Below are 25119 nucleotides of genomic sequence, written 5' to 3' on the forward strand. Positions count from 1 at the left end.
CCTCCGCTCCGTGGCCCCCGGCTCCGTGTCCTGGCCCTGTGGGCCGCTCTCCGGCTCCGGACTCTCCGGCCCGGTCCCCCTGTCCGGACCCGCCCTGGGCGGGGGCGGCCGTCTACCGGAAGATGAAGAGCGTGCAGGCAACCATCACCGCTGTCCGGCCCCGGCGGGGCTTCGTGCCCCTGGATTCCCTGCGGCAGGACGTGTGCCTCGCCGCCGGACTCGGCGCGCTGGCCTCCCTCGTCGCCGTCACCGTGGGCAGCGGCCGGCATCCGGACGCCCTCGGCTGGGTCCTCCTGCTAGGCCTGCACGTGCCGCTGGCCTGGCGCCGGCGGGCGCCGGTGACCGTGCTGGCGATCATGATCGGGCTGATCGCCACCTACCACCAGCTGGACTACAACCACTCCGCGCCGACCGCCGCCTCCATGGTGATCCTCTACACGGTGGCGGTCAGCGGCAGCCCCCGGCGCACCGCCCTCATCGGCTGTGCCGTCGTCGCGCTCATGGCCGTCCTGAAGATCGACCACGGGATGGCCGGGCTGACGGTGACCTTCCAGATCACCGGCTGGATCGTCTCCATGCTCGTCCTCGGCGGCTACCTCCGCGCCCACCGCGAGAACGCGGCCGCCGCACTGGAGCGGGCCGAACGCGCCGAGCGCACCCGGGAGGAGGAGGCCCGCCGCCGGGTCGCCGAGGAACGCCTGCGCATCGCCCGCGACCTGCACGACCTGCTCGCCCACAGCATCACCCTCATCGGCGTGCAGACCTCGGTCGCCGCGCACGTCCTGGCCGCCGACCCCGACCGTCTCGACCGGGCGGCCGTCGCCCGCTCCCTCGACGACATCGCCGAGACCTGCCGCACGGCCCGCGGGGAACTGCGTACGACCCTGGAGGTGCTGCGTGCCCCCGGAACCCCGGACGCCCGGGGCCCGCTGCCCGGCCTGCACGGCCTCGCCGACCTGGCGAAGACGGCGGGCGTCGAGGTCGACCTGACGGTGGAGGCCGCCGCGGTACCGCCCGCCGTGGGCGCGGCCGCCTACCGGATCGTCCAGGAGGCGCTCACCAACGCCGTCCGGCACGGCGGCCGGGACGACCTCACCGTGCGGGTGCGTGTGGACGAGGGGGACGGCGCCCTGCGGGTCCGGGTCACCGACGACGGCACCGGCGGTGCCGGCGGCGACGACGGGCCGCCCGGCTTCGGGCTCGTCGGCATGCGGGAGCGGGCCCGCAGCGTCGGCGGCACGGTCGAGGCCGGACCGCGCGCGGACGACGCGGGCTTCGAGGTACGTGCCGTGCTGCCGCTGGGGGACGAACGATGATCAGGGTCCTGCTCGCCGACGACCAGACCCTCGTGCGGGCCGCGTTCGCGATGCTCGTGGAGTCCGCGCCGGACATGGAGGTCGTGGGCCAGGCGGCCACCGGCCGCGAAGCCGTCGACCTGGCCCGCGCCGAACGCGCCGACCTGGTGCTGATGGACATCCGCATGCCCGGCCTGGACGGCATCGAGGCCACCCGGCTCATCGCCGCCGACGAGGACCTGGCCGGGGTGAGGGTGCTGGTGCTCACCACCTACGACACCGACGAGAACATCGTCGACGCCCTGCGCGCCGGAGCCTCCGGCTTCCTGGTGAAGGACACCCGTCCGGCCGACCTCCTCGACGCCATCCGCACGATCGCCGCCGGCGAGGCGCTGCTCTCGCCGGGCCCCACGGCACGGCTGATCGAGCGGTTCCTGCGCAGCCCCTCGGCGCCGGCGACGGGCGGCCCCGAGTGTCTGTCGGACCGGGAGCGGCAGGTGCTGACGCTGGTCGCCCGGGGCCTCAACAACACCGAGATCGCCGAGGCGTTGGCGCTGAGCCCGCTCACCGCGAAGACCCACGTCAGCCGGATCATGGGCAAACTCGGCGCCCGCGACCGGGCCCAGCTCGTCATCGTCGGCTACGAGTCGGGGCTGGTGATTCCGGGGAACATGGGTGCGTGACACCGCTGAGCCGCTCCCTCCTCACCGCCCTCGCGCTCCTCGCCCCGCTCACCGCCCCCCTGCCCGCGCACGCCACGTCCGGCTGCGTCTCCTCCGTGCCCTACGAGTCCGGGCGGGGCGGCTACGCCACCTACCGCATCCCCGCCACGGTGAAGTCCCCGCACGGCACGGTCCTCGCCTTCGCCGAGGGCCGGCGCGACGGCGCGGGCGACACCGGTGACATCGACGTCGTGCTGCGCCGCTCCACCGACGGCGGCTGCACCTGGGGCCCGACGGCGGTGGTGGCCGCGGGGGAAGGGCACACACGAGGCAATCCGGCACCGGTCGTCGACCCGCGTACCGGTGCGATCGTCCTGGTGACCTGCGCCAACAGCGGCTCCGTGACGGAGGCGCAGATCATGCGCGGCGAGGTCACGCCCGCCGAGGGGCGCCGGGTGTTCGTGCAGCGCAGCTGGGACGACGGCCGCCACTTCACGCCCCCGCGGGACATCACCGCCGAGGTCAAGCCGCCGGGCTGGCGCTGGTACGCGACCGGCCCCGGCCACGCCGTCGCCCTCACCCGGGGCCCCCACGCCGGCCGCCTCCTCGTCCCCGCCGACCACTCCGCCGCCCCGCCCGCCGGCTCCTCCGACACCGGCCGGGAACCCAGGTACTACGGCGGCCACGCCCTCCACAGCGACGACGGCGGCCGCACCTGGCGGCTCGGCTTCGTGGACGCCGACTACGACGGCACGATCAACGCCAACGAGACCAGCGCCGCACAACTCCCCGACGGGCGCCTCTACCTCAGCTCCCGGGACCAGGACGGCCGGGCTCCCGGCAACCGCCTCGACACCTACTCCGGCGACGGCGGCCGGACCCTCGACCGCCCCTACGCCGTCCAGCCCACCCTGAACGACGTCCCGGTGGTCCAGGCCGGCCTCCTCCAGCTCCACGGCCCCGAAGCGCCTCTGCTCCTCTCCGCCCCGTCCGTGCCGACCGCCCGCCGCGCCATGACGATCTGGTCCAGCACGGACACCGGCCGCACCTTCACCAGACTGCGCACCCTCTCCACCCGGCGCGCCGCCTACTCCGACCTCGTCCAACTCGGCTCCGGCACCGTCGGCGTCCTCTACGAGACCGGCACCACCGGCACCTACGACACCATCGAGTTCCGGAGGGTGAGCCTGACCTGATGCGACGCCAGGCCCTAGAGCAACCCGGCCGCCGCCAGGTGCTTGGCGATCTTCTCGGTCTCGTCGCCGGACAGCGGGACCTGGGGCTCGGCCGTGACCGGGCAGTCGATGACGCCGCGCAGGTGCAGTCCCGCCTTGAACGCGCCCAGCGCCGAGGAGCTGTGGCCCATGCGGGCCGGGTCGCCGACACCGGTGATGGCGAACAGGGCGCACAGCCGGTCCTGTTCGGCCCGTGCACCCTCCCAGTCGCCCGCCCGGCACAGGCGGTAGAGGCGGACGTAACCGTGCGGGTCGACATTGGCCAGGCCCGGTACCGCCCCGTCGGCGCCCAGCGCCAGGGCGGAGTCGGCGATCAGTTCGGAGCCGGTCAGGACGCTGAACCCGGGGTGCGCGCGGGCGCCCGTGACGATCGCCCGGAAGGCCGCCAGGTCGCCGCTGGAGTCCTTGATCCCGGCCAGGACGCCGTCCCCGGCGAGTCCCAGCACCAGGTCGGCGGGGAGCTTGCTGTGCACGGCCACGGGGATGTCGTAGGCGATGACCGGAACCTGGCTCGCGGCCGCGGTCCGGCGGTAGTGGTGGACGATCTCCGCGCGGTGGGTGCGGGCGTAGAAGGGGGCGGTGACGACGACGGCCTGCGCGCCGGCCGCGGTGACGGACCTGACGTGCTCCAGGACGCGCGGGGTGGTCATGTCGATGGCGCCCGCCAGGACGGGCAACTGACCCCCCACGTGCGCCGTCACCGCCTCCACCACCTGCCTGCGCTGCCGGTCCGTCAGGAACGCCGCCTCCGAGGTCGAGCCGAGCAGGAACAGCCCGTGCACCCCGGCCTCCACCAGATGGTCGACCAGCCGGAGCAGCGAGCGCACGTCCACCTCGCGCTCCGGTGTCAGGGGCGTGCAGACGGGCGGGACGACACCGGAGAGCGGGGCGGGGAAGGTCATTCAGGGCTCCTGGCGTGCTGGGTCGCGGGTCGGCTGGTCCTCCTCCACAGGATGGTGACAGCGGTAGCGGTGTCCGGGCAGTGACGCGGCCGAGAAGTCCGGCATCGCCTCGGCGCACACCCCGTCGGCCTTCCGGCAGCGGGTGCGGAACGGGCAGCCGCTGTGAGGAGGGCCTCCGGGGGCGGTCAAGGGGCGACACCTGAATGGCCTGCTCGAACAGTCCGATATAAGGACCGGAAACGAAGACCCGATAGTCAACCCCCTTGGAATACCTCGTACTTGTAGGGCGCAGACTCCTGCCGAGTGTAGAGGCGGAGCGTCACTCCGGGTGTGCGAAGCGTGAAACTCGAAAAGGAAGGGGAGCACGGTGACGGCGTGACGGACCACACATTCGGCGTTGTGGGTCGAGGAGGCGGAGGAGACGTTGGAGGAATTGCGGTCGGCTCTGGAAAAGAGCGGAATCCGGCGATGCTCCGTGGAGACCGCGCGGCGGCTCGCGGCGGCCCCGGCGGGGGTGCCGCGATGAAGCCGCCCATCGGCACTCACGTCGTGGACACCGGTACCGGGCGGGTCGGGATCGTCATGGGGCACGAGGGTCCCTACGTCCAGCTGAGACCGTACGGCGGAGGCAGGGAGTGGGACGCCGAGCCCGGTGCCGTGCGGAAGGCGACCCCCGCCGAGCGGCTCAGCGCGGAGACGGCGTACGCCAACGCCCGCAGCCGGGGCGAGGTGCCCTGAAACCGTGCCGGGCCCGCCCTGGGCGCTCTCGCCCCTGGACGCTGCCGCCATGGGCGAGAATGGGTCCATGACTCTGTTCCGCGACGACGGCATCGTGCTGCGCACCCAGAAGCTGGGCGAGGCGGACCGGATCATCACGCTGCTCACGCGCGGTCACGGGCGGGTGCGGGCCGTGGCCCGGGGCGTGCGGCGGACCAAGTCGAAGTTCGGGGCCCGGCTGGAGCCCTTCTCCCACGTGGACGTGCAGTTCTTCTCGCGGGGGAGCGAGCTGGTCGGGCGCGGGCTCCCGCTGTGCACGCAGAGCGAGACCATCGCTCCCTACGGTGGCGGGATCGTCACCGACTACGCCCGCTACACCGCCGGCACGGCCATGCTGGAGACCGCCGAGCGGTTCACCGACCATGAGGGCGAGCCCGCCGTGCAGCAGTACCTGCTGCTGGTGGGAGCGCTGCGGACGCTCGCCCGGGGTGAGCACGCGCCGCACCTCGTCCTCGACGCCTTCCTGCTGCGCTCCCTCGCCGTCAACGGCTACGCCCCCAGCTTCGGCGACTGCGCGAAGTGCGGCATGCCCGGCCCCAACCGCTTCTTCTCGGTCGCCTCCGGCGGCTCCGTCTGCGTCGACTGCCGCGTGCCCGGCAGTGTCGTACCGTCCCCGCAGACCCTGGTACTGCTCGGGGCGCTGCTTACGGGAGACTGGGGGACGGCGGACGCGTGCGAGCCGCGGTACGTCCGGGAGGGCAGCGGGCTGGTGTCCGCCTACCTGCACTGGCATCTGGAGCGCGGACTGCGCTCGCTCCGGTACGTCGAGAAGTCGTAGCGAAACCCGTAGATCGCAGAGGGAGACGAGAAGCACATGGTGGTACGCGGGATCCTCGGGCGCCAGCGGCGCGAGTACAAGGCGCCGGAGCCGCACCCGTCGGGTGCCCGTGCGCCGAAGCTCCCCGGCGAGCTGGTCCCGAACCACGTGGCGATCGTCATGGACGGCAACGGCCGCTGGGCCAAGGAGCGCGGACTGCCCCGGACCGAGGGGCACAAGGTGGGCGCCGAGCGGGTGCTCGACGTCCTCCAGGGCTCCATCGAGGTCGGCGTGCGCAACATCTCGCTGTACGCCTTCTCCACCGAGAACTGGAAGCGTTCGCCCGACGAGGTCCGCTTCCTGATGAACTTCAACCGCGACTTCATCCGCAAGACCCGCGACCAGCTCGACGAACTCGGCATCCGGGTGCGCTGGGTGGGCCGCATGCCCAAGCTGTGGAAGTCGGTCGCCAAGGAACTGCAGGTCGCCCAGGAGCAGACCAAGGGCAACGACCTGCTGACGCTGTACTTCTGCATGAACTACGGCGGCCGGGCGGAGATCGCGGATGCGGCGCAGGCCCTCGCCGAGGACGTGAAGGCGGGCCGTCTCGACCCGTCCAAGGTCAACGAGAAGACCCTCGCGAAGTACCTGTACTACCCGGACATGCCGGACGTCGACCTGTTCCTGCGGCCGAGCGGTGAGCAGCGCACCTCCAACTACCTGCTGTGGCAGAGCGCGTACGCCGAGATGGTCTTCCAGGACGTGCTGTGGCCCGACTTCGACCGGCGCGACCTGTGGCGGGCCTGCATGGAGTTCGCCTCCCGCGACCGCCGGTTCGGCGGCGCCGTCCCGAACGAGGAACTCCTCGCGATGGAAGCGGCCATGAAGGGCAGGCCGGACGCCTGAGCCGGCCGCCCCGGTGCCCGCGGCCGCAGCGGCGTCGCGGGCCGGGGGCGACGGCCCGGGGGGCGACGGCTCAGGCCGCGGCGCACTCCGCGCACGTGCCGAAGATCTCCACCGTGTGCGCCACGTTCACGTACCCGTGCTCCGCGGCGATCGCCTCCGCCCACTTCTCCACGGCCGGGCCCTCGACCTCGACCGCCTTGCCGCAGGAGCGGCAGACCAGGTGGTGGTGGTGTTCGCCGCTGGAGCAGCGGCGGTAGACGGACTCGCCGTCGGAGGTGCGCAGGACGTCGACCTCGCCGGCGTCGGCGAGGGACTGGAGGGTGCGGTAGACCGTGGTCAGGCCGACCGAGTCGCCCTTGTGCTTGAGCATGTCGTGCAGTTCCTGCGCGCTGCGGAACTCGTCGACCTCGTCCAGGGCCGCCGCCACGGCTGCCCGCTGTCGGGTCGCGCGGCCCTTCACGGGCGGTCCAGCGGTCGTCACCGGTTCCTCCTTCTGGTGGCTCGCTCGCCTCAGGGGGGCTCTGTGCCGGTGCCCCTTCGGCGCGCGGGCCCACGTCTGGCGTCTGCCCGGGCCATTGTGCCAGCCCGGGCAGGGCGCGGTCAGACGCCGACCTCGTCCCCCGCTGCCCGGGTGGCCGGAATCGAGCACTCCGCCGGGTCCCCGGCGGGCTGTGCCGCGGCTGCCGCACGGGCGCGTCGGCGGGCCAGCGGGGTGGCCAGGGCGGTGAGGGCGACGAACGCGCCGATGGTCAGCAGCACGATCGTCGCGCCCGGCGGAACGTCCTGGTAGAACGAGGTCACCGTGCCGCCGATCGACACGGTCACTCCGAGGGCGACGGCGATCGCGAAGGTCGCGGCGAAGCTGCGGGTGAGCTGCTGCGCGGCGGCGACCGGTACGACCATGAGCGCGGAGACCAGGATCAGGCCGACCACCCGCATGGCGACGGTCACCGTGACCGCCGCCGTGACGGCGGTGAGCAGGTTCAGGGCGCGTACGGGCAGCCCGGTGACCCGCGCGAACTCCTCGTCCTGGCTGACCGCGAACAGCTGGCGGCGCAGCCCGAGGGTCACGAGCATCACGAACGCGGCGAGGACCACGATCGCGGTCACGTCCGAGGGGGCGACCGTCGACAGCGAGCCGAACAGGTACGACGTCAGATTGGCGTTGGAGCCGCCCGGCGCGAGGTTGACGAACATCACGCCGCCGGCCATGCCGCCGTAGAAGAGCATCGCCAGGGCGATGTCGCCGCGTGTCCTGCCGTACCAGCGGATCAGCTCCATCAGGACCGAGCCGAGCGCGGAGACGGCCGTGGCCATCCACACCGGCGAGGCGTTCAGCAGGAAGCCGAGGCCGACGCCGGTCATCGCCACGTGCCCGATGCCGTCGCCCATCAGGGGCTGACGGCGCTGGACGAGGTAGATGCCGATCGCGGGCGCGGTGATGCCGACCAGGACGGCCGCGACGAGCGCCCGCTGCATGAAGGCGTAGTTCAGGAAGTCCATCAGCTCAGCAGTCCCGTGCGGATCGGTTCGGCGCCCGCGGGTGCGTGCGGGTGTACGTGGTCGTGGCCGGGCAGGGCGTGCTGGCCCAGGGCCTCGGGGGGCGGGCCGTCGTGCACGACGCAGCCGTCGCGCAGGACGACGGCCCGGTCGATCAGCGGCTCCAGCGGACCCAGTTCGTGCAGGACGAGCAGGACCGTCGTACCGGCCGCGACCTGCTCCCGGAGCGTGCGGGCGAGCACCTCCTGGCTGGCCAGGTCGACGCCCGCCATCGGCTCGTCCATGATCAGCAGCTCGGGCTCGGCGACCAGGGCACGGGCGATCAGCACCCGCTGGTGCTGGCCGCCGGAGAGCGCGGTCACCGAGTCCTTGGCCCGGTCCGCCATGCCGACCAGCTCCAGGGCGCGGTGGACGGCCTCACGGTCCGCCTTGCGGAAGACGCCGAAACGGGTGCGGGCCAGGCGGCCCGAGGAGACGATCTCGGTCACCGTGGCGGGGACGCCGCCCGCCGCCGTGGTGCGCTGCGGTACGTATCCCACGCGCGCCCAGTCCCGGAAGCCGCGGCGCGGGGTGCCGAACAGCTCGATCGTGCCCGCGCTCACCGGCACCTGGCCGATGACGCTGCGTACCGCCGTCGACTTGCCGGAGCCGTTGGCGCCGAGCAGCGCGACCACCTCGCCGACGCGCACGGTGAGGTCGATGCCGCGCAGCACCGGGCGCGAGCCCAGTTCCGCCCGCACCCCGCGCATCGCTATGACGGGCTCGTCCATGGTGTCGTCCTCCGTGCCGGTCACTTGGCGCCCAGGGCCTGCTGGAGCGCCTTGAGGTTGGCTTCCTGGACCGAGAAGTAGTCGGTGCCCCGGGACTTCTTCGTGATGCCCTCGATCGGGTCGAGGACGTCCGTGCGCAGGTCCGCGTCGTTCGCGATGGTCTTCGCCGTCTTGTCGCTGACGAGCGTCTCGTAGAAGACGGTGCTGACTCCGTCGGCCTCGGCCATCTTCTCCAGGTCCTTCACACGTGCGGCGCTGGGCTCGGACTCGGGATCGAGGCCGCTGATGGCCTCCTCGGTGAGGCCGTAGCGCTCGGCCAGGTAGCCGAAGGCGGCGTGCGTGGTGACGAAGACCTTGGTCCTAGTGTGCGCGAGCCCGTCCTTGAACCGCGTGTCCAGGCCGTGCAGCTTCTTCACCAGGGCGGCGGTGTTCTTCCTGTAGTCGGCCGCGTGGTCCGGGTCGGCCTTCTCGAAGGCCTTGCCGACGCCCTCGGCGACCTGGGCGTAGCGCACCGGGTCGAGCCACAGGTGCGGGTCCTTGCCGCCGGACTCCTCGCCCTCGTGGGCGTCGTGCTCGGCCGCGTGGCCGCCGACCTCGTTGCCGTGCTCCTCCAGCGTGGTCAGGGAGGCCGCGTCGATCTTGGTCCTGACCGGGGACTGGGCCACCGCGTCGTCGACGGAGGGCTGGAGGTTCTTCAGGTACAGGACGGCCTCGGACTGCTCGAGCCCGGCGATCTGCTGCGGGCTGATCTCCAGGTCGTGCGGTTCCTGGCCGGGGGAGGTGAGCGTGGTGACGTGGACGTGGTCCCCGCCGATCTGCTCGGCCAGGAAGGTCATCGGGTAGAACGACGCGACGACGTCGAACTTGCCGGTGGCGGCCGCTGCGGCGGAGTCACTGGAGCAGGCGGTGAGGGAGCCGAGCCCGAGGGCGGTGACCGCGGTCGCCGCGGCCACGGGTATGAGGCGTCGTCGTACGTTCATGACAGTCATTTTCAACAAACATGGAAACCGTTGTCAACAAGCCTGGTCGAGGGGCCGGAGACGGGGGGCCGATTTGGCCGAGGGGGAGCCTGCGCCGGTAACCTGAATCATTCGCTGGAAGCATCTCGCTTCAACGCCCGTCGTCGTAATGAAGAGAGCACCGTGGCCGCCGACAAGATCGACACCATCGTCAGCCTGAGCAAGCGCCGTGGCTTCGTTTTCCCGTGCAGTGAGATCTACGGCGGACAGCGTGCCGCCTGGGACTACGGACCGCTGGGTGTCGAGCTCAAGGAGAACATCAAGCGCCAGTGGTGGCGCTACATGGTGACGTCGCGCGAGGACGTGGTCGGTATCGACTCGTCCGTCATCCTGGCCTCCGAGGTCTGGGTCGCATCCGGCCACGTCGCCACCTTCACGGACCCGCTGACCGAGTGCACCTCGTGTCACAAGCGGTTCCGCGCCGACCACCTCGAGGAGGCGTACGAGGAGAAGAAGGGCCACGCCCCGGCGAACGGTCTGGCCGACATCAACTGCCCGAACTGCGGCAACAAGGGCCAGTTCACCGAGCCCAAGCAGTTCTCCGGTCTGCTCTCCACCCACCTCGGCCCCACGCAGGACTCCGGCTCCGTCGCCTACCTGCGCCCCGAGACCGCCCAGGGCATCTTCACCAACTTCGCCCAGGTGCAGACCACCTCGCGCCGCAAGCCGCCGTTCGGCATCGCCCAGATGGGCAAGTCGTTCCGCAACGAGATCACGCCCGGCAACTTCATCTTCCGTACCCGCGAGTTCGAGCAGATGGAGATGGAGTTCTTCGTCAAGCCGGGCGAGGACGAGCAGTGGCACGAGTACTGGATGGAGCAGCGCTGGAACTGGTACACCGGCCTGGGCCTGCGCACTGAGAACATGCGCTGGTACGACCACCCGAAGGAGAAGCTCTCCCACTACTCCAAGCGGACCGCCGACATCGAGTACCGCTTCCAGTTCGGCGGCAGCGAGTGGGGCGAGCTGGAGGGCGTCGCCAACCGCACCGACTACGACCTCGGCGCGCACTCCAAGGCCTCCGGCCAGGACCTGTCCTACTTCGACCAGGAGGCCGGCGAGCGCTGGACTCCGTACGTCATCGAGCCCGCGGCCGGTGTCGGCCGCACCATGCTGGCCTTCCTCCTCGACGCCTACGTCGAGGACGAGGCGCCGAACGCCAAGGGCAAGATGGAGAAGCGGACCGTGCTGCGGCTGGACCACCGTCTGGCCCCGGTGAAGGTGGCTGTCCTTCCGCTGTCGCGCAACCCCGAGCTGTCCCCGAAGGCGAAGGGTCTGGCCCAGGCGCTGCGGCAGAACTGGAACATCGAGTTCGACGACGCCGGCGCGATCGGCCGGCGTTACCGCCGCCAGGACGAGATCGGTACGCCGTACTGCGTGACCGTCGACTTCGACACCCTCGAGGACAACGCCGTCACCGTGCGTGAGCGTGACTCGATGAAGCAGGAGCGCGTGTCGCTGGACCAGATCGAGGGCTACCTGGCCCAGCGCCTTCTGGGCTGCTGAGGCCGGCGTCGCACTGATCGCCCACCCGCCCATCCGACTGTGTCGGCCGGGCGGGTGGGCCTTTTGCGTTCACCCCGGTCGGTTCAACGGCCCTGCAGCGTCCGCACGTTGTCGCCGAAGGTCCAGTTCTTCGAGCCGTCCCAGTTGACCGACCAGGTCATCAGGCCCTTCAGTGAGGTGCCGTAGTGCCTCCAGGCCTGGGAGACCAGCGAGGGTGACATGTAACCGCCGCCCGCGCCCGGCTGGGCGGGCAGGCCCGGGACCTGCTTGTCGTACGGCACCTTGACCGTGGTGCCCTGCACCACCAGGCCCTTGTTCAGGCAGTCGGTCTGGGCGGTGAAGCCCTGCACGGTGCCCGCCGAGTAGGAGTCGCCGGAGCAGCCGTACATGCTGCCGTTGTAGTACTGCATGTTCAGCCACCACAGGCGGCCGTTGTCGGCGTACTTCTTGACGATCGGCAGGTACGCGCCCCAGATCGAGCCGTAGGTGACGCTGCCGCCGGTGACGTAGGCCGTCTCGGGGGCCATCGTCAGGCCGAAGTTGGACGGCATCTGCCCGAGGATCCCGTCGATGATGCGGATCAGGTTGGCCTGGGAGGCGGAGAGCTGGTTGATGTTCCCGCTGCCCACCAGCCCCGTCTCGATGTCGATGTCGATGCCGTCGAAGTTGTACTTCTTCAGGATCGGCACGATCGTCGCCACGAAGCGGTCGGCCACGGCCGAGGACGACAGGTCGATGCCCGCCGCCGCGCCGCCGATGGAGAGAAGGATCGTCTGGCCGGACGCCTTGGCCTGGCACATCTCGGCGGGCGTGGCCACCTTCACGCCGGAGTCCATGCCGTCCTCCCACAGCGCCGTGCCGTCCGAACGGATCACCGGGAAGGCGGCGTTGATCACGTTGTAGCCGTGTGCGGGGATGCGGGAGTCGGTGATCGGGGTCCAGCCGAAGGGCGGATGGACGCCGTTGGCGGCGCCGTCCCAGTTCTCCCAGTAGCCCTGGAGCACCTTGCCGGCCGGCCGCGACTTCACCGCGCAGGTGTCGGCGGCGGACGCGGTGGGCGCGGTGGCGATCGCGAGCGGGGCGAGGACGGCCGTGGTGACGGCGGCGGTGAGCAGTCGCAGCGTGCGTCGGAGCATGCGGGGGCCTCCCGGTGGGGGTGCGGTGAGGTGTCGTAGGCATGACAGTTCGGCGCTATGACAGTGCGCGTGGTCCAGACCTTTCGTCAATAGGTCTGGACCAGATCTCCACGGGTGGGTCACAAAGATGGAATGACAGATATTGAAATCTGTCAGCTGTCATGGCAGGGTGGAGCCATGACGATGCGAACCCGAACCCTCGGAACCACCGGCCCCCAGGTCTCCGCCCTCGGCCTCGGCTGCATGGGCATGTCCGCCCTGTACGGCGACGTCGACCGCGCGGAGTCCGTCGCGACCGTCCACGCCGCCCTGGAGGCGGGCGTGACCTTGCTGGACACCGGCGACTTCTACGCCATGGGGCACAACGAGATGCTCATCGGCGAGGCCCTGCGCAGCGCCCCGCCGGCCCGCCGCGAACAGGCCCGGCTCAGCGTGAAGTTCGGCGCCCTGCGCGACCCCGACGGCAACTGGACCGGCTACGACGGCCGCCCCGCCGCCGTGAAGAACTTCGCCGCCTACTCGCTGCAGCGGCTCGGCGTCGACCACATCGACGTCTACCGGATCGCCCGCCTCGACCCGGACGTGCCGATCGAGGAGACCGTCGGCGCGATCGCCGAGCTGATCGAGAAGGGACACGTCCGGCACATCGGCCTCAGCGAGGTCGGCGCCGAGACCGTCCGCCGGGCCGCCGCCACCGCCCCGATCGCCGACCTGCAGATCGAGTACTCGCTCATCTCGCGCGGCATCGAGCAGGAGATCCTGCCCACCACCCGCGAGCTGGGCATCGGCATCACCGCCTACGGCGTGCTCTCCCGGGGGCTGATCTCCGGCCACTTCTCCCGCGACCGGCAGCTGACCGCGAACGACTTCCGCGCCCACTCGCCCCGCTTCCAGGGCGACAACCTCCAGCACAACCTGAACCTCGTCGACGCCCTGCGCAAGATCGCCGAGCAGAAGGGCGTGACGGTCGCCCAGACCGCCATCGCCTGGGTGCTCTCCCGCGGCGAGGACATCGTGCCGCTGGTCGGCGCCCGCACCCGCGAGCGGCTGGCCGAGTCGCTGGGCGCGCTCGAAGTGACCCTGGACGCGGCCGACCTGGCGGCGATCGAGGAGGCCGTCCCGGCGGACGCCGCGGCCGGCGACCGCTACCCGACCGCGCAGATGGCACACCTCGACAGCGAGCGCTGAGCCCGCCGCCCGGTACGGTCTAGAGCATGGCACCGACCAGCGAGACCCTGACCGCCGAGCGCATCCTCGAAGCGACCGAGGAAGTGCTGCGCCGCCACGGCCCGGCCAAGGCCACCGTGGTCGACGTGGCCCGCGCGCTCGGCGTCAGCCACGGCAGCGTCTACCGGCACTTCCGGACCAAGGCGGCGCTGCGGGAGGCCGTCACCAAGCGCTGGCTGGACCGCACCTCCGAGCGGCTCGCCGGGATCGCCGGCGACGACGGCAGCCCCGAGGAGCGGCTGCGGGCCTGGCTCGCGGCCCTGTTCGAGGCCAAGCGGCACAAGGCGGGCGACGACCCCGAACTGTTCGCCACCTACACGGTGCTGACCGGCGAGAACGGCACGGTCGTCGGCGAGCACATCGCCGACCTGACCGCACAGCTGACCCGCGTCATCGCGGCCGGGGCCGAGTCGGGCGCCTTCTCGGTGCCCGACCCGGCCGCCACGGCCCGGGCCGTCTTCCAGGCCACCGGCCGCTTCCACGACCCCTGCTACGCCCGCGAGTGGACCGCCCCCGGCGTCGAGGAGGAGTTCACGGCCGTCGTGGACCTCCTGATACGCGGGCTCGGCTCGCCCGCACGATGACGGCGCCGCCCCCTGGCACGACGCCTCCCCTCCCCGCGTCCGGCGACCCGACGGCAAGGAGGGTGCCGCCGGACCGGCATCGACAGGGCGGCCCGAGCACCGGGCCGTCCGGGCCGTGCCCTCGGCTCAGCCGACCTCGCGGGGCAGGCGCAGGCTGAGCAGGCCGGCCAGCACGACCCCGGCCAACTGCACCAGCAACGTGGTGATCAGGGCGTTCCGCATGCCCAGATGGGGCACGAGGGTGAGGAACAGGGTGCCGAGCGTGGCCACGCCCAGGGCGAGCGCGGACTGCTGGGTGGTGACCATCACACCGCTGCCGACACCGGCCCGCGCGGGCGGCACCTCGGACATCACGATCCGCAGCACGTTGGGCAGCTGCAGCGCCTGTCCGGCACCGGCCACGGTCGCGCCCGGCAGCAGCGAGCCGAAGCCCAGATGCGGCCAGTCCCGCCAGGCGGTGAGCACGAGCAGCAGCACGCCCACGCCCTGCACGACGGCCCCCGCGGTGACCACCTGGGTGCCGTAGCGCGCGATCAGCCGCGGTCCGGCGAGGGAGACGAACAGGAACGCCACGGCCATCGGCGCGAGCGCGAGCCCGGCCGGCACCGGACCCAGCCCGGCGCCCCGCTGCAGGGCCAGCGCGATCACGAGCAGCCGGTACGACATCCTCGCCTACAACCGCACCTACGGCCGCCTGCTGGGCGACCTGGACGCCATCCCGCCCGAGGACCGCAACTGCATCTTCCTCGTGCACACCAACAAGGAGTGGCGGGCGGCGGTCGTCCACCTGGAGGAGTCCCAGCGCCTGATGGCCGCGCGGCTGCGTGCCTCCCTGGCCGGTCATCTCGGCGAGCCCGCCTGGAAGATGCTCCTCGGGCGGCTGGAGGAGTCCCCGGTGTTCCGTGAGAACTGGCAGCGCTACGAGGTGGTCGGCACCCGCTCCAAGACCAAGGAGTTCCTCAACCCCTACGTCGGCCACCTCACCCTGGTCCACACCGACCTGTGGCTCGGCCCCTAACAGGGCGCCCGCATGCTGACGTACACCCCGCACAACGAGGAGACCCGCGAGCGGCTGGAGAGGCTGCACGAGATCGCACGCGGGGACCGACCGGCTCCCGCGTAGGGGCCCCTGCCCGGTCAGGTGCGGCCCGACGCCCCCACGACCTGGCGCACCTCGGGCGACCGGAGCTGCTCGGCCGTCCGTTCGGCCGTGCGGCGGGCCCAGCGGCCGGTGGTGAGCAGACCGAGGACGAGCACCGCCAGGCCGCAGGCGGTGAGGATCCACCAGCCGGGGCGGGCCGCCGAGACGAACAGGTGCCGGTAGGAGGACGAGCCGACGCCGGAGGCCAGGACGGCGCCGACCACCGCGACACCGAGCGTCTGGCCCAGCTGCCTGCTGGTGGAGGCGACGGCGGCGGCGACTCCGGCCTGGGCACGCGGCATGCCCGACACCGCCGTGTTGGTGATCGGCGCGTTCACGAACCCGAAGCCGATGCCGAAAAGGACGTATCCGATGAGGAGGGTGGTGTTCGCCGTCTCCGCCTCGAAGACCGCGAACAGGAAGCCGCTCACCGTCATCGCCGTACCCGCCACCAGGAGCGGCAGCCGCGGGCCCCGGCTGCCGACCAGGCGGCCGGACAGCGGTGCGCACAGGAACGTCGGGGCGGCCATCGGCAGCATCCACAGGCCCGCGTGCAGGGCGTCGAGGCCGCGCACGTTCTGCAGGTACAGGGTGGACAGGAAGAGGAAGCCGCCCAGCGCGGCGAAGGCGCTGACCGCGATCACGGTCGCCCCGCTGAACGGCGCGGAGCGGAAGAAGTGCAGGTCGATGAGGGGTTCGGCGCGGCGAGGCTCGTACCACAGGAGGGCCGCCAGGGCCGCGAGAGCGATCGCGGCGAAGGGGGCCGTCGTGCCCAGGCCCGCGTCCGGCGCCTCGATGATCGCGTAGGTCAGCGAGCCGAACAGGACGATCACCAGGAGCTGGCCGACCGGATCGGGGCGGCGGCCCCGGGGCGCGCGGGACTCGGGGACGAAGCGGAGGGTGAGGAGGAGGGCGGCGAGGCCGACCGGCAGGTTGATCCAGAAGATCGAACGCCAGCTGACCGACTGCACGAGCAGGCCGCCGACCAGCGGTCCGGCCGCCATCGAGATGCCGACCACCGCACCCCACACGCCGATCGCGCGGGCGCGCTCCCGGGAGTCCGTGAAGGTGTTGGTGATGATCGACATCGCGACCGGGTTGAGCATCGAGCCGCCCACCGCCTGGACCATGCGGAACACGATGAGCAGTTCCAGGCTGGGTGCCAGGGAGCAGAGCAGGGAGCCGATGGAGAAGACCACCAGGCCTGCCATGAAGACCTTCCTGCGGCCGAGGCGGTCGGCCGTCGAGCCCGCGAGCATCAGCAGCGAGGCCAGGACGAGCGTGTAGGCGTCGATGGTCCACTGCAGGCCGGAGGTGTCGGCGTGCAGGTCGCGCTGCAGCGAGGGCAGCGCCACGTTCAGCACGGTGTTGTCGAGGCTCACGATCAGCAGGCTCATGCAGCAGATCGCGAGCACGAGCAGGCGTCGACGGTGGCTCGAGTCGTGCATGCTGGGCATCGTACGCCCATTTCGATAGTGCGGCTAACTAATGAGCCATACATCATCTTCTGTGGTGCGACGAGCCGCCCGATGCGTCCGTTTCCGGGCCGGCGGAACCGGCGGACGAGTGCGGCGCGGGGTGAGGGACAATGGGTGCTTGCCCTGTGCCGCACATCCGTCCCGGAGTCCCGCGATGACCCACCCGCTCTCCATCGGCCCGCACGCCGTGGCGCCGCCCGTCGTGCTCGCACCCATGGCGGGGATCACCAACGCGCCCTTCCGCACCCTGTGCAGGGAGTTCAGCGGCGGCAAGGGCCTGTTCGTGAGCGAGATGATCACGACCCGGGCGCTGGTCGAGCGCAACGAGAAGACCATGCAGCTGATCCGCTTCGACGCGTCCGAGAAGCCGCGCTCGATCCAGCTGTACGGCGTCGACCCGGCGACCGTCGGCAAGGCCGTCCGCATGATCGCGGAGGAGGGCCTCGCCGACCACATCGACCTGAACTTCGGCTGCCCCGTCCCGAAGGTCACGCGGAAGGGCGGCGGCTCCGCCCTCCCGTTCAAGCGGAACCTGCTGCGGGCGATCCTGCGCGAGGCGGTGGCCGGCGCGGGTGACCTGCCGGTGACCATGAAGATGCGCAAGGGCATCGACGACGATCACATCACCTACCTCGACGCCGGCCGGATCGCCGTCGAGGAGGGCGTCACCGCGATCGCGCTGCACGGCCGTACGGCCGCCCAGCACTACGGCGGCACCGCCGACTGGGACGCCATCGCGCGCCTGAAGGAGCACGTCCCGGAGATCCCCGTCCTCGGCAACGGCGACATCTGGTGCGCGCAGGACGCGCTGCGGATGGTGCGGGAGACGGGCTGCGACGGGGTGGTCGTGGGGCGCGGGTGTCTGGGGCGGCCGTGGCTGTTCGCGGACCTGGTGGCGGCGTTCGAGGGCCGCCCCGACGACGTCGCCCGTCCCCCCCTGCGCGAGGTGGCCGACGTCATGGTGCGGCACGCCACCCTGCTCGGGGAGTGGATCGGCGACGAGTCCAAGGGCGTCGTCGACTTCCGCAAGCACGTCGCCTGGTACCTGAAGGGCTTCGCGGTCGGCTCCGAGATGCGCAAGCGCCTCGCGATCACGTCCTCGCTCGAGGAACTGCGGGCCGGGCTCGACGAGCTGGACCTCGATCAGCCGTGGCCGGCCGGTGCGGACGGGCCCCGGGGCCGTACGTCCGGCAACAACCGTGTCGTCCTGCCGGACGGCTGGCTGAAGGACCCCTACGACTGCGCGGGCGTCGGCGAGGACGCCGAACTCGACACCTCCGGCGGCTGACCTCAGCCCGTCTTCGGGTGGGGGGTCGAGCCGTACGCCGTCAGGAAGCGGTCCCGGAAGGAACTCATCTTCCAGACCGGGGCGTCGTGCGCGGGGCGCAGGCCGTCCGTCCAGTTCCAGTCGGCGATCTTGTCCAGGACCTCGGGGTCCTTCGCGACGACGGAGACCGGGACGTCACGGCTGGCGTGGTTGCCGCTGACCCGGGCGATGGGCTGGTGGTCGCCCAGGAACACCAGGACGGTGTCGTCGTCGCCGTAGCGCTCCAGCCACTGGGTGAGCGCGGTCACCGAGTACTCGATCGACTTGCCGTACTCCTGGCGGGACCTGCTGGTGTCGGCGATGACGTCGGCCGGCTTGTCGCCCGCCGCCTGGATGTCCTTGAAGACCGAGCCGTCGCCCAGTTCGTCCCAGCCGACCATCTTCGGGATCGGAGCCCAGGGCTGGTGGCTGGAGGTCAGGATGAGCAGCGACATCCGCGACTTGCCCGCGGCCGGCTGCTTGCTGTGCACCCGCTCCTGGTACTGCTGGAGCGCGTACTGGTCCGGCATGGTCGACCAGCTGAACTTCGGCCCCTGGTAGCCGAGCTGGAAGGCGTTGTAGACCTTGTCGAGGCCGTACCACTTCTGCTCCGGCCACCCCTTCTGCACGCCCGGCATGACCCCGACCGTGTCGAACGCGCCGGTCTTCTGGAACGCCTCCGTCAGACTGAGGTGGTCGCTGGCCATGACGGTGCGGTAGCGCTGCTGGTTGCTGATCCACAGGCCCGACATCGTGGTGGAGTGGCCGAGCCAGCTGCTGCCGCCGTAGGTCGCCGAGGTCAGCCAGCCGCTCTTGGCGTGGAAACCGGCCTTGGCCAGCGCCTTGGTGCGGACCTCGAGCGTCCGGTCCACGCCGGGCGCCATGATCGGGTCCTCGATCGCGCTGCGGCCGTAGCTCTCGATGAACGTGAAGATCATGTCCTTGCCGCGCAGATCCGGGACCAGCTGGCTGCCCGGGGTGTTCCCGAACGCGTCGACCCGGGCCACCTTACGGAACTCCGCCTCGTCCGCGAGGGTGTCCGAGATCCGCCGGGCCTGCGCCTTCACCGAGGTGGCCGTGCGGTCGGACGCGATCGGCACGCCGGATATCTGCAGCCCGAGCGAGGAGCAGGTGATCCAGACGACCCCGGCGATCAGCGTGCCCCGGGTCGCGGTGCCGGTGTGCCGGGCGAGCAGATTGCTCAGCCGGACCGTGGAGAGCGCCAGCAGGACGAAGAGGAGCAGGACGAGGGCGATCACGCCGGCCACGGCGGCGAGGGTGGCGGAGCGGCCGAGGGAGTCCTCCAGGTACGACTCGGCGTCACCGAACAGACTCCAGTCGAGGACGACGTTGAAGTTGCGGCCGAGGTACTGGTTGAAGCCCATGTCGAGCAGGTTCAGCACCGTCATGGCCCCGAGCGCCACCCCGGACACCGCCGCCAGCACCACCCGGGGCCGGCGCGGCAGCGCGAGCAGCACGGCGGCCCCGATGACCGCTTCCCCCGGTATGCGCGCGAACTTGGCCGGTCCGAGCCCCACGACGCTGTTCGGCAGCACGAGCGCGGCGACGACGAGCCCGGCGGCGAGCACGGTGACCGTGACGGACAGCGCCCGTGCCGCCGACGGGTACCGCTCCCGCCAGCGCCGCGTCCAGGCGGACCAGACGGTCCACGGCCGGCGGAAGGAACGGGCAGCGGCCGCGGGGGTCTCCTCTGGGGCGGTCTCCGGCGCCTCGGACGCCGTAGCCTCGGGCGCCGGAGCCTCGGACGCCGACGGCTCGGCGCCTTCCGCGGCACCCGCGGCCTCCCCGGCCGTACCCGGCGGCCGGCGCGTGCTCGTGTACTGAGACAACCCGAAGGCCTTTCCCTGCGAGACCTGTGACGCCCTCTCGTACGGCCGCTCCCCGGTCCCTGTTCACAGCACACGGCAAACACCCGGCAAACCCGCGCCCCGGCAGGCGCGGGGACTCCACGGTGCCGGCGGCCGGTTACACGCCCCCCACCGCCGTCAGCAGCGCCAGCGGCGCGGCGGCGGCGCGGGACTCGCGCACGCACGCGTGCGGGTACGGTACCGGCTCCGGACGGGTGTCGCGGTCGTATCCCGCCAGCACCTCCGGCAGCCGGTGCCCGGTCGCCGCCGCCGCGTCGACCAGCGCGTGGGCGACCGAACGGGCCTCGTCGTGCAGGCCGTAGCGGGCCAGGCCCAGGGTGATCAGCGCGTTGTCGTGCGGCCAGACCGAGCCGCGGTGGTAGGAGAGCGGGTGGTACGCGGGCTGCCCGGAGGCGAGCGTGCGGACGCCCCAGCCCGAGAAGAAGTCCGGCTCGAGGAGCCGCCGCCCCACCACCTCGCCGTACTCCTTGTCCAGCAGCCCCGACCACAGCAGATGCCCGGCGTCGGACGCGAGCGCGTCGATCTGGCGGCCCTCTCCGTCCAGGGCGAGCGCCGGGAAGGAGTGCTCCCGCATCCAGAACTCCCGCTGGAAACGGTCCCGGAGGTCGGCGGCCGCCTGCTCCAGCAGGGCCGCGTAGGTCTCGTCGGCCCACACCGTGCGCGCCAGCCACGCCGTGCGGCGCAGCGCGTCGTACGCGTAGCCCTGGGCGCCCGCCGCCATCACCGCCCCGGTGGGCCGGGAGCCGTCGGCGCAGCAGATCGCGCCGGGGGAGTCCTTCCAGTTCTGGTTGGCGAGGCCGCCCTCGTCGGCGCGGTAGACGAGGTAGCCGCGCGTGGTGAGGCCGCCGTGGTCCAGCATCCAGCCGATGGCGGCCCGGGCGTGCGGCTCCAGGCGGCGGGCCAGGGCCGTGTCCGAGGTCCGCTCGACGTAGGTCCCGAGCAGGATCAGGAACAGCGGGGTGGCGTCGACCGAGCCGTAGTAGCGCCCGAACGGCACCTGCCCGAAGTGCGCCAGCTCGCCGTACCGCACCTCGTGCACGATCTTGCCGGGCTGGACGACCGGGGACACGCCGGTGCCGGTCGCCTGGGTCGCGGCGAGGGCGGGGAGCGTGGCGGCGGCCAGCCGCGGGCGGTACGGCAGCGCGAACAGGGAGGTGAGCAGGGCGTCCCGGCCGAGGAGCGTGAGGAACCACGGGGCGCCCGCCGCCGGTACCCGCAGCTCCTCACCGTCCGGTCCGGTGGCCGGCACCTGGAGCACGGCCAGGTCGGCGAGGCCCCGCGCACAGGCCGCCGCCAGCTCCGGCCAGCCGGTCGGGAAGGCCACGCCCTCCATGAACTCGCTCTCCTGTGCCGCCAGTTGCTCGTGCACGGCGGCCGGGTCGCGCGGCACGCGCAGGGCCCGCCTCTCGCCGTGCGGGCGGGCGATCACGCGCACCACCAGCCGGGTCGTGCCGTGCGGTGCCAGGTCGAGGGTCCACACCAGGCGCCGGGCGCCCGTGCCCGTCTCCTCCACGGCGTCGGGGGCCGGGTCGGCCGTGATGGCCGTACAGGACCGCCATTCGGCGCGCCGGTAGGTGAACTCGATGCCGTCGGGCAGGACTTCACGGGTGCGCTGGGCGCCGGCCTTGACGTAGGTGCGGTGGTCGGAGCGGAGTTCGAACTGGTCGGTGAAGTCGGCGTCGACGGTGAGGGCGAGCCGGATCGTCGTCGGCACCGGGCGGTTGCTGGTCACCCGGAGCGACTCGACGAACGAGCTGTCCCCGACGGCCTGCTCACGGAAGAGCGTGTGCGCGGGCGGCTCCTGCCGGCCGCCGCGGGGCACCAGGACGCAGCGGGCCGCGTCCCCGTCCGCGACCGGGCTGAGCACCTCGGGCACCGCGCCGTCGACGGTGAGCTGCCAGCGGCTGAGGTGCCGGGCGTCCCGTACGAACAACCCGTCCGGGGAGCTGCCGCCTCGCACCCCGCTGATGTCGCCCCGGTCGCCCACGGCGGCGAACGTCGCCCCGTGCACGAGCAGATGATGCCGGTCCGTCATCGCCGGTCCCCTCCCTTGTCACTCCTGTCGAACGTGCCGGTGCCCGTCGGGGACACGCCCTGTCCGCGGTGCTTGAGAAGCTCTTTGTGCAGGTCCAGCGCGAGTGCGGCCGTCCAGCTGAAGCCGGTCGCGCCGCAGGCCTCGCCGGTGTACGGGTCGACGTACTCGGCGAAGCCGGTGGTGTCGGCGAGGTGCAGCACCGCCTCGCGCAGGGCGTCGGCCAGGTCCCGCTCGCCGTGCGTGCGCAGCCCGCGCTCCAGCAGCCAGCTCGTGTTGAACCAGGCCGGGCCGCGCCAGTACCGGTGGGGGTCGAAGGCCTCGCCGAGCAGGTCGTAGCTCGGGACGAGCCGGGTGCGCTCGCCGAGCGAGAAGTGGGGCCCCTGGAGGGTGCCGACGAGCGTGGCGGCGATGTCCCGGGGCAGGCCCGGCAGCAGCAGCGGCACCAGCCCGGAGACACCGCGCTCGCCGATCAGCCCCGCGCCCCGCAGGTCGCGGCACAGGAACATCCCGGCCGCCGGGTCCCACAGCCGCTCCACCAGCGCCGCCGTCAGCCGCTCGGCGCGCGCGTGCCGGGCGGTGCCGGCCGCGCCCAGTTCCTCGGCGATCCGCGCCAGCGCGTGCTCGGAGGCGATGAGGAGGGCGTTGAACGCCGCGTCCTCCACGGCGAACTCCCCGCCGCCGTCGGCATATCCGCGGTCCCGGTAGTCGGCGGCCAGCCGTACGTACCGCCCGTAGTCCAGATCCGTCGGCCGGTCCTCGGGCGCGCCGTGTGCGAGGTCGGCGCGGCGGAAGGAGCGGGCCGGGGCCGGGGTGACACGGGAGAGCGGGGCGTCCCAGCAGGGGCTGTTGTCCATGCCCTGCTCCCAGGGGTGGACCACGGACACCAGCCCGCCGCCGCCCAGGTCGCGCCGGTGCAGCAGATAGCGGTGCCAGGCGGCCAGCCGCGGGTACACCCGGGGCAGGAAGCCGCGGGCCCGGGACAGGACGGGGTCGGCGCGGTGTACCAGCCAGGCCGCCAGCGCGTGCACCGGTGGCTGCACGATGCCGGACGTCTGTACGGTGCGCGGGGCGCCCGCGCGGTGGCCGGCGGTGGAGGAGCGCCAGAAGTCGGGGCTGGGGAAGTAGGCGTCGAGCGGTACGGAGGGGTTGAAGACGATGTGCGGGACCCGTCCGTCGGCCCACTGGGCCGTCAGCAGGGTCTCCAGCTCGCTCTGGGCGCGTGCCGGGGAGACGTGCCGCAGGCCGATCGCGATGAACGCCGAGTCCCAGGACCACTGGTGGGGATACAGGCTCCGGGACGGGACCGTAGAGCCGCCCGTCCAGTTCGCGTCGAGCACCCGGGCCGCCCTGACATGCAGGGACGTGCCGGAGGGCGGCGGATCGTATGCGATCTCGTACTGCGAGGGACGGACAGTGAGCTGGGCAGTGCGATCCACTCGGGGCTCCCCGAAAGACGTCCGGCCGGCCGGGTTTGGTCGTGGCTACCGTAGGGTTACGTCTATTTAACACGCAAAACCCAATATGTAAGGCAAGCTTGAGAAACACAAGGGGGTGCGCATGACCGGACGTCCGGGCAGAACCGGGAAGACGTCGAAGGGCGGCAGTCAGGCCGGCGCCGGGGACCTGCTCCAACTGGTGCGCAGCGGGCGGGCCGTGACGCGGGGTGCGCTCCAGCAGGCGACCGGACTCTCCCGGGCCACCGTCGGCCAGCGCCTGGACCGGCTGTTCCGGGCCGGCTGGCTGCGCGAGGGCGTCGGCGGCCCGGTCGACTCGCCGCTCGGCGGACGCCCCGCCATCACACTGGAGTTCGACGACTCCCACGCCGTGCTCCTCGCCGCCGACCTCGACACCCGGCACGCGCGCGCGGCCGTCCTCACCCTGACCGGGGAGATCCTGGCCGAGCACTCCGGCACGCTGGTGGTCGAGGACGGGCCGGAGGCGGTGCTCGGCGAACTCGCGCACTGGTTCGCCGAGTTGCTGGAGAAGTCCGGGCATCTCGCGGCGGAGGTCTGCGGGATGGGGATCGCGGTGCCCGGTCCGGTGGACAGCGAGACCGGCCGGGTGGTGCAGCCCCCGATCATGCCGGGCTGGGACGGCTACGACATAACGGGCCGCCTCTCCCGCGCCTTCACCGAGCACACCGGCGCCCCGGCAGTGCCGGTCCTCGTGGACAACGACGCCAACCTCATGGCCTACGGCGAACAGCGCACCGGACACCCGGACTGCTCGGCCTTCGTCCTGGTCAAGGTGTCGACCGGCATCGGCGCCGGGGTCGTGGTCGACGGCTCGATCTACCGGGGCGTCGACGGCGGCGCGGGCGACCTCGGACACATCCGGGTCGGCGCGGACGCGCTGTGCCGGTGCGGCTCGTACGGCTGCCTCGCCGCCGTCGCGAGCGGAGGTGCCGTGGCCCGGCGGCTGGCCGAGTCCGGGGTGCCGGCCGCGTCCGGCTCGGACGTCCGGGACCTGCTGGCCGCCGGGCACCCGGAGGCCGCCGCGCTCGCCCGGGAGGCCGGGCGCCGGGTCGGTGACGTGCTGGCGACGGTCGTGACCCTGCTCAACCCCGGCGTGCTGATGATCGCGGGCGACCTCGCCGGCACGCCCTTCCTCACGGGCGTGCGCGAACTGCTCTACCAGCGGGCGCTGCCCCGCTCCACGGCCCACCTGGACGTGGTCACGTCCCGGCTGGGGGAGCGGGCCGCGCTCATCGGAGCGGGGGCGCTGGTCGTGGACCACCTGTACGCGCCGGCGCGGGTGGAGGAGCGGCTCGTGGCGATGGGTGTGTGACGGCCGCTGCCGCACCCCCTGTGACAGGCGTGTTTGCCGTCTGTTTCCGTCTCGGATCGCGTCCGCATGGTGAAATCCGGCCCGCTGTGGCAGCGTGATTCTCGCCACCCTTGATAAGGGTTGCGCTCAGATGAGCGGATCAAGCGCGGCTGCACTTCTCCAAGGGGTGGCACTCGGTGCCACCCCTTGATCGTTCATCGATCGAAC

General features: G+C 72.1%; 22 protein-coding genes and 2 pseudogenes. 12 read left to right on the forward strand and 12 right to left on the reverse strand.

Annotated features, from left to right (window positions below; translation table 11 throughout):
• Nucleotides 1-122 precede the first annotated feature (122 nt).
• Genes ACZ5CW_RS17855 through ACZ5CW_RS17865 form a run of 3 tightly spaced genes read left to right on the forward strand, consistent with a single transcriptional unit; the run spans nt 123 to nt 3153 of the window.
• Nucleotides 123-1316 (forward strand): sensor histidine kinase, encoded by a 1194-nt coding sequence (locus ACZ5CW_RS17855; RefSeq protein WP_468602243.1) that lies wholly within the window; start codon nt 123-125, stop codon nt 1314-1316.
• Complete coding sequence (locus tag ACZ5CW_RS17860) at nt 1313-1978, forward strand: response regulator (protein ID WP_468602245.1); 666 nt, start codon at nt 1313-1315, stop codon at nt 1976-1978. The genes ACZ5CW_RS17855 and ACZ5CW_RS17860 overlap by 4 nt, the downstream gene beginning before the upstream one ends.
• Nucleotides 1975-3153: a sialidase family protein gene (locus ACZ5CW_RS17865; protein WP_468602247.1), complete on the forward strand. Its 1179-nt coding sequence runs from the start codon at nt 1975-1977 to the stop codon at nt 3151-3153. The genes ACZ5CW_RS17860 and ACZ5CW_RS17865 overlap by 4 nt, the downstream gene beginning before the upstream one ends.
• A 14-nt stretch (nt 3154-3167) precedes the next feature.
• Here ACZ5CW_RS17865 and ACZ5CW_RS17870 read toward each other — a convergent pair whose 3' ends face one another.
• Together ACZ5CW_RS17870 and ACZ5CW_RS17875 are read right to left on the reverse strand one after the other, a co-directional pair.
• Nucleotides 3168-4094, reverse strand: coding sequence for a dihydrodipicolinate synthase family protein (locus ACZ5CW_RS17870; protein ID WP_468602249.1), 927 nt, complete (start codon nt 4092-4094; stop codon nt 3168-3170).
• Nucleotides 4095-4262 (reverse strand): annotated as a pseudogene (locus tag ACZ5CW_RS17875) (peptide ABC transporter ATP-binding protein); the annotation flags it as partial.
• A 354-nt stretch (nt 4263-4616) separates the two neighbouring features.
• On the opposite strand from ACZ5CW_RS17875, the gene ACZ5CW_RS17880 reads away from it, so the two are divergent.
• The 3 genes from ACZ5CW_RS17880 to ACZ5CW_RS17890 all read left to right on the forward strand — a co-directional run bounded on the left by ACZ5CW_RS17880 (nt 4617) and on the right by ACZ5CW_RS17890 (nt 6534).
• Nucleotides 4617-4832, forward strand: a complete 216-nt coding sequence (locus tag ACZ5CW_RS17880; protein ID WP_468602251.1) for a hypothetical protein — start codon at nt 4617-4619, stop codon at nt 4830-4832.
• A 67-nt stretch (nt 4833-4899) separates the two neighbouring features.
• Entirely contained in the window at nt 4900-5649 is a 750-nt protein-coding gene (recO, locus tag ACZ5CW_RS17885; RefSeq protein ID WP_468602253.1) for a DNA repair protein RecO, read from the forward strand.
• 36 nt (nt 5650-5685) lie between these two features.
• Nucleotides 5686-6534 carry an isoprenyl transferase gene (locus tag ACZ5CW_RS17890; protein ID WP_468602255.1) on the forward strand — a complete coding sequence of 283 codons (849 nt, stop codon included), beginning with the start codon at nt 5686-5688 and terminating at the stop codon, nt 6532-6534.
• A gap of 70 nt (nt 6535-6604) precedes the next feature.
• Here the strand turns inward: ACZ5CW_RS17890 and ACZ5CW_RS17895 are convergent, their stop codons facing one another.
• From ACZ5CW_RS17895 to ACZ5CW_RS17910, 4 genes are all read right to left on the reverse strand, one after another.
• Entirely contained in the window at nt 6605-7015 is a 411-nt protein-coding gene (locus ACZ5CW_RS17895) for a Fur family transcriptional regulator (protein ID WP_468602257.1), read from the reverse strand.
• 119 nt (nt 7016-7134) lie between these two features.
• Nucleotides 7135-8037: a metal ABC transporter permease gene (locus ACZ5CW_RS17900; protein WP_468602259.1), complete on the reverse strand. Its 903-nt coding sequence runs from the start codon at nt 8035-8037 to the stop codon at nt 7135-7137.
• Entirely contained in the window at nt 8037-8804 is a 768-nt protein-coding gene (locus ACZ5CW_RS17905) for a metal ABC transporter ATP-binding protein (protein WP_468602262.1), read from the reverse strand. The genes ACZ5CW_RS17900 and ACZ5CW_RS17905 overlap by 1 nt, the downstream gene beginning before the upstream one ends.
• Before the next feature lie 20 nt (nt 8805-8824).
• On the reverse strand, nt 8825-9784 hold the full coding sequence (locus ACZ5CW_RS17910) for a metal ABC transporter substrate-binding protein (RefSeq protein WP_468602264.1): 960 nt from the start codon (nt 9782-9784) through the stop codon (nt 8825-8827).
• 162 nt (nt 9785-9946) lie between these two features.
• Between ACZ5CW_RS17910 and ACZ5CW_RS17915 the strand changes: the two genes are divergently transcribed.
• Entirely contained in the window at nt 9947-11329 is a 1383-nt protein-coding gene (locus ACZ5CW_RS17915) for a glycine--tRNA ligase (protein WP_468602266.1), read from the forward strand.
• Between the two features lie 83 nt (nt 11330-11412).
• Here the strand turns inward: ACZ5CW_RS17915 and ACZ5CW_RS17920 are convergent, their stop codons facing one another.
• Entirely contained in the window at nt 11413-12465 is a 1053-nt protein-coding gene (locus tag ACZ5CW_RS17920; protein WP_468602268.1) for a chitinase, read from the reverse strand.
• A 177-nt stretch (nt 12466-12642) separates the two neighbouring features.
• On the opposite strand from ACZ5CW_RS17920, the gene ACZ5CW_RS17925 reads away from it, so the two are divergent.
• On the forward strand, nt 12643-13653 hold the full coding sequence (locus ACZ5CW_RS17925) for an aldo/keto reductase (RefSeq protein WP_468602270.1): 1011 nt from the start codon (nt 12643-12645) through the stop codon (nt 13651-13653).
• A gap of 26 nt (nt 13654-13679) precedes the next feature.
• Nucleotides 13680-14276: a TetR/AcrR family transcriptional regulator gene (locus tag ACZ5CW_RS17930; protein ID WP_468602272.1), complete on the forward strand. Its 597-nt coding sequence runs from the start codon at nt 13680-13682 to the stop codon at nt 14274-14276.
• A gap of 126 nt (nt 14277-14402) precedes the next feature.
• Here ACZ5CW_RS17930 and ACZ5CW_RS17935 read toward each other — a convergent pair.
• Nucleotides 14403-14930: pseudogene (locus tag ACZ5CW_RS17935) on the reverse strand (MFS transporter); the annotation flags it as partial.
• 43 nt (nt 14931-14973) lie between these two features.
• On the opposite strand from ACZ5CW_RS17935, the gene ACZ5CW_RS17940 reads away from it, so the two are divergent.
• The gene (locus ACZ5CW_RS17940) at nt 14974-15294 is read left to right on the forward strand and encodes an MmyB family transcriptional regulator (RefSeq protein WP_468602571.1); all 321 of its coding nucleotides are present in this window, start codon (nt 14974-14976) and stop codon (nt 15292-15294) included.
• A 119-nt stretch (nt 15295-15413) separates the two neighbouring features.
• On the opposite strand, the gene ACZ5CW_RS17945 is transcribed toward ACZ5CW_RS17940, so the two are convergent.
• Complete coding sequence (locus ACZ5CW_RS17945) at nt 15414-16865, reverse strand: MFS transporter (RefSeq protein WP_468602274.1); 1452 nt, start codon at nt 16863-16865, stop codon at nt 15414-15416.
• A 184-nt stretch (nt 16866-17049) separates the two neighbouring features.
• Here ACZ5CW_RS17945 and dusB point away from each other — a divergent pair, with 184 nt between their 5' ends.
• Nucleotides 17050-18183 (forward strand): tRNA dihydrouridine synthase DusB, encoded by a 1134-nt coding sequence (gene dusB, locus ACZ5CW_RS17950; RefSeq protein WP_468602276.1) that lies wholly within the window; start codon nt 17050-17052, stop codon nt 18181-18183.
• A gap of 2 nt (nt 18184-18185) precedes the next feature.
• Here the strand turns inward: dusB and ACZ5CW_RS17955 are convergent, their stop codons facing one another.
• The 3 genes from ACZ5CW_RS17955 to ACZ5CW_RS17965 form a co-directional block, all read right to left on the reverse strand.
• Nucleotides 18186-20051, reverse strand: coding sequence for a sulfatase-like hydrolase/transferase (locus ACZ5CW_RS17955; protein ID WP_468602278.1), 1866 nt, complete (start codon nt 20049-20051; stop codon nt 18186-18188).
• Between the two features lie 136 nt (nt 20052-20187).
• On the reverse strand, nt 20188-22125 hold the full coding sequence (locus tag ACZ5CW_RS17960) for an amylo-alpha-1,6-glucosidase (protein ID WP_468602280.1): 1938 nt from the start codon (nt 22123-22125) through the stop codon (nt 20188-20190).
• Nucleotides 22122-23561, reverse strand: a complete 1440-nt coding sequence (locus ACZ5CW_RS17965; RefSeq protein ID WP_468602283.1) for an MGH1-like glycoside hydrolase domain-containing protein — start codon at nt 23559-23561, stop codon at nt 22122-22124. Before ACZ5CW_RS17965 ends, ACZ5CW_RS17960 begins: the two co-directional genes overlap by 4 nt.
• A 121-nt stretch (nt 23562-23682) precedes the next feature.
• Here ACZ5CW_RS17965 and ACZ5CW_RS17970 point away from each other — a divergent pair, with 121 nt between their 5' ends.
• Nucleotides 23683-24912, forward strand: a complete 1230-nt coding sequence (locus ACZ5CW_RS17970) for an ROK family transcriptional regulator (RefSeq protein WP_468602285.1) — start codon at nt 23683-23685, stop codon at nt 24910-24912.
• Nucleotides 24913-25119 lie beyond the last annotated feature (207 nt).

The sequence above is a fragment of the Streptomyces sp. NPDC031379 genome (assembly GCF_055569615.1).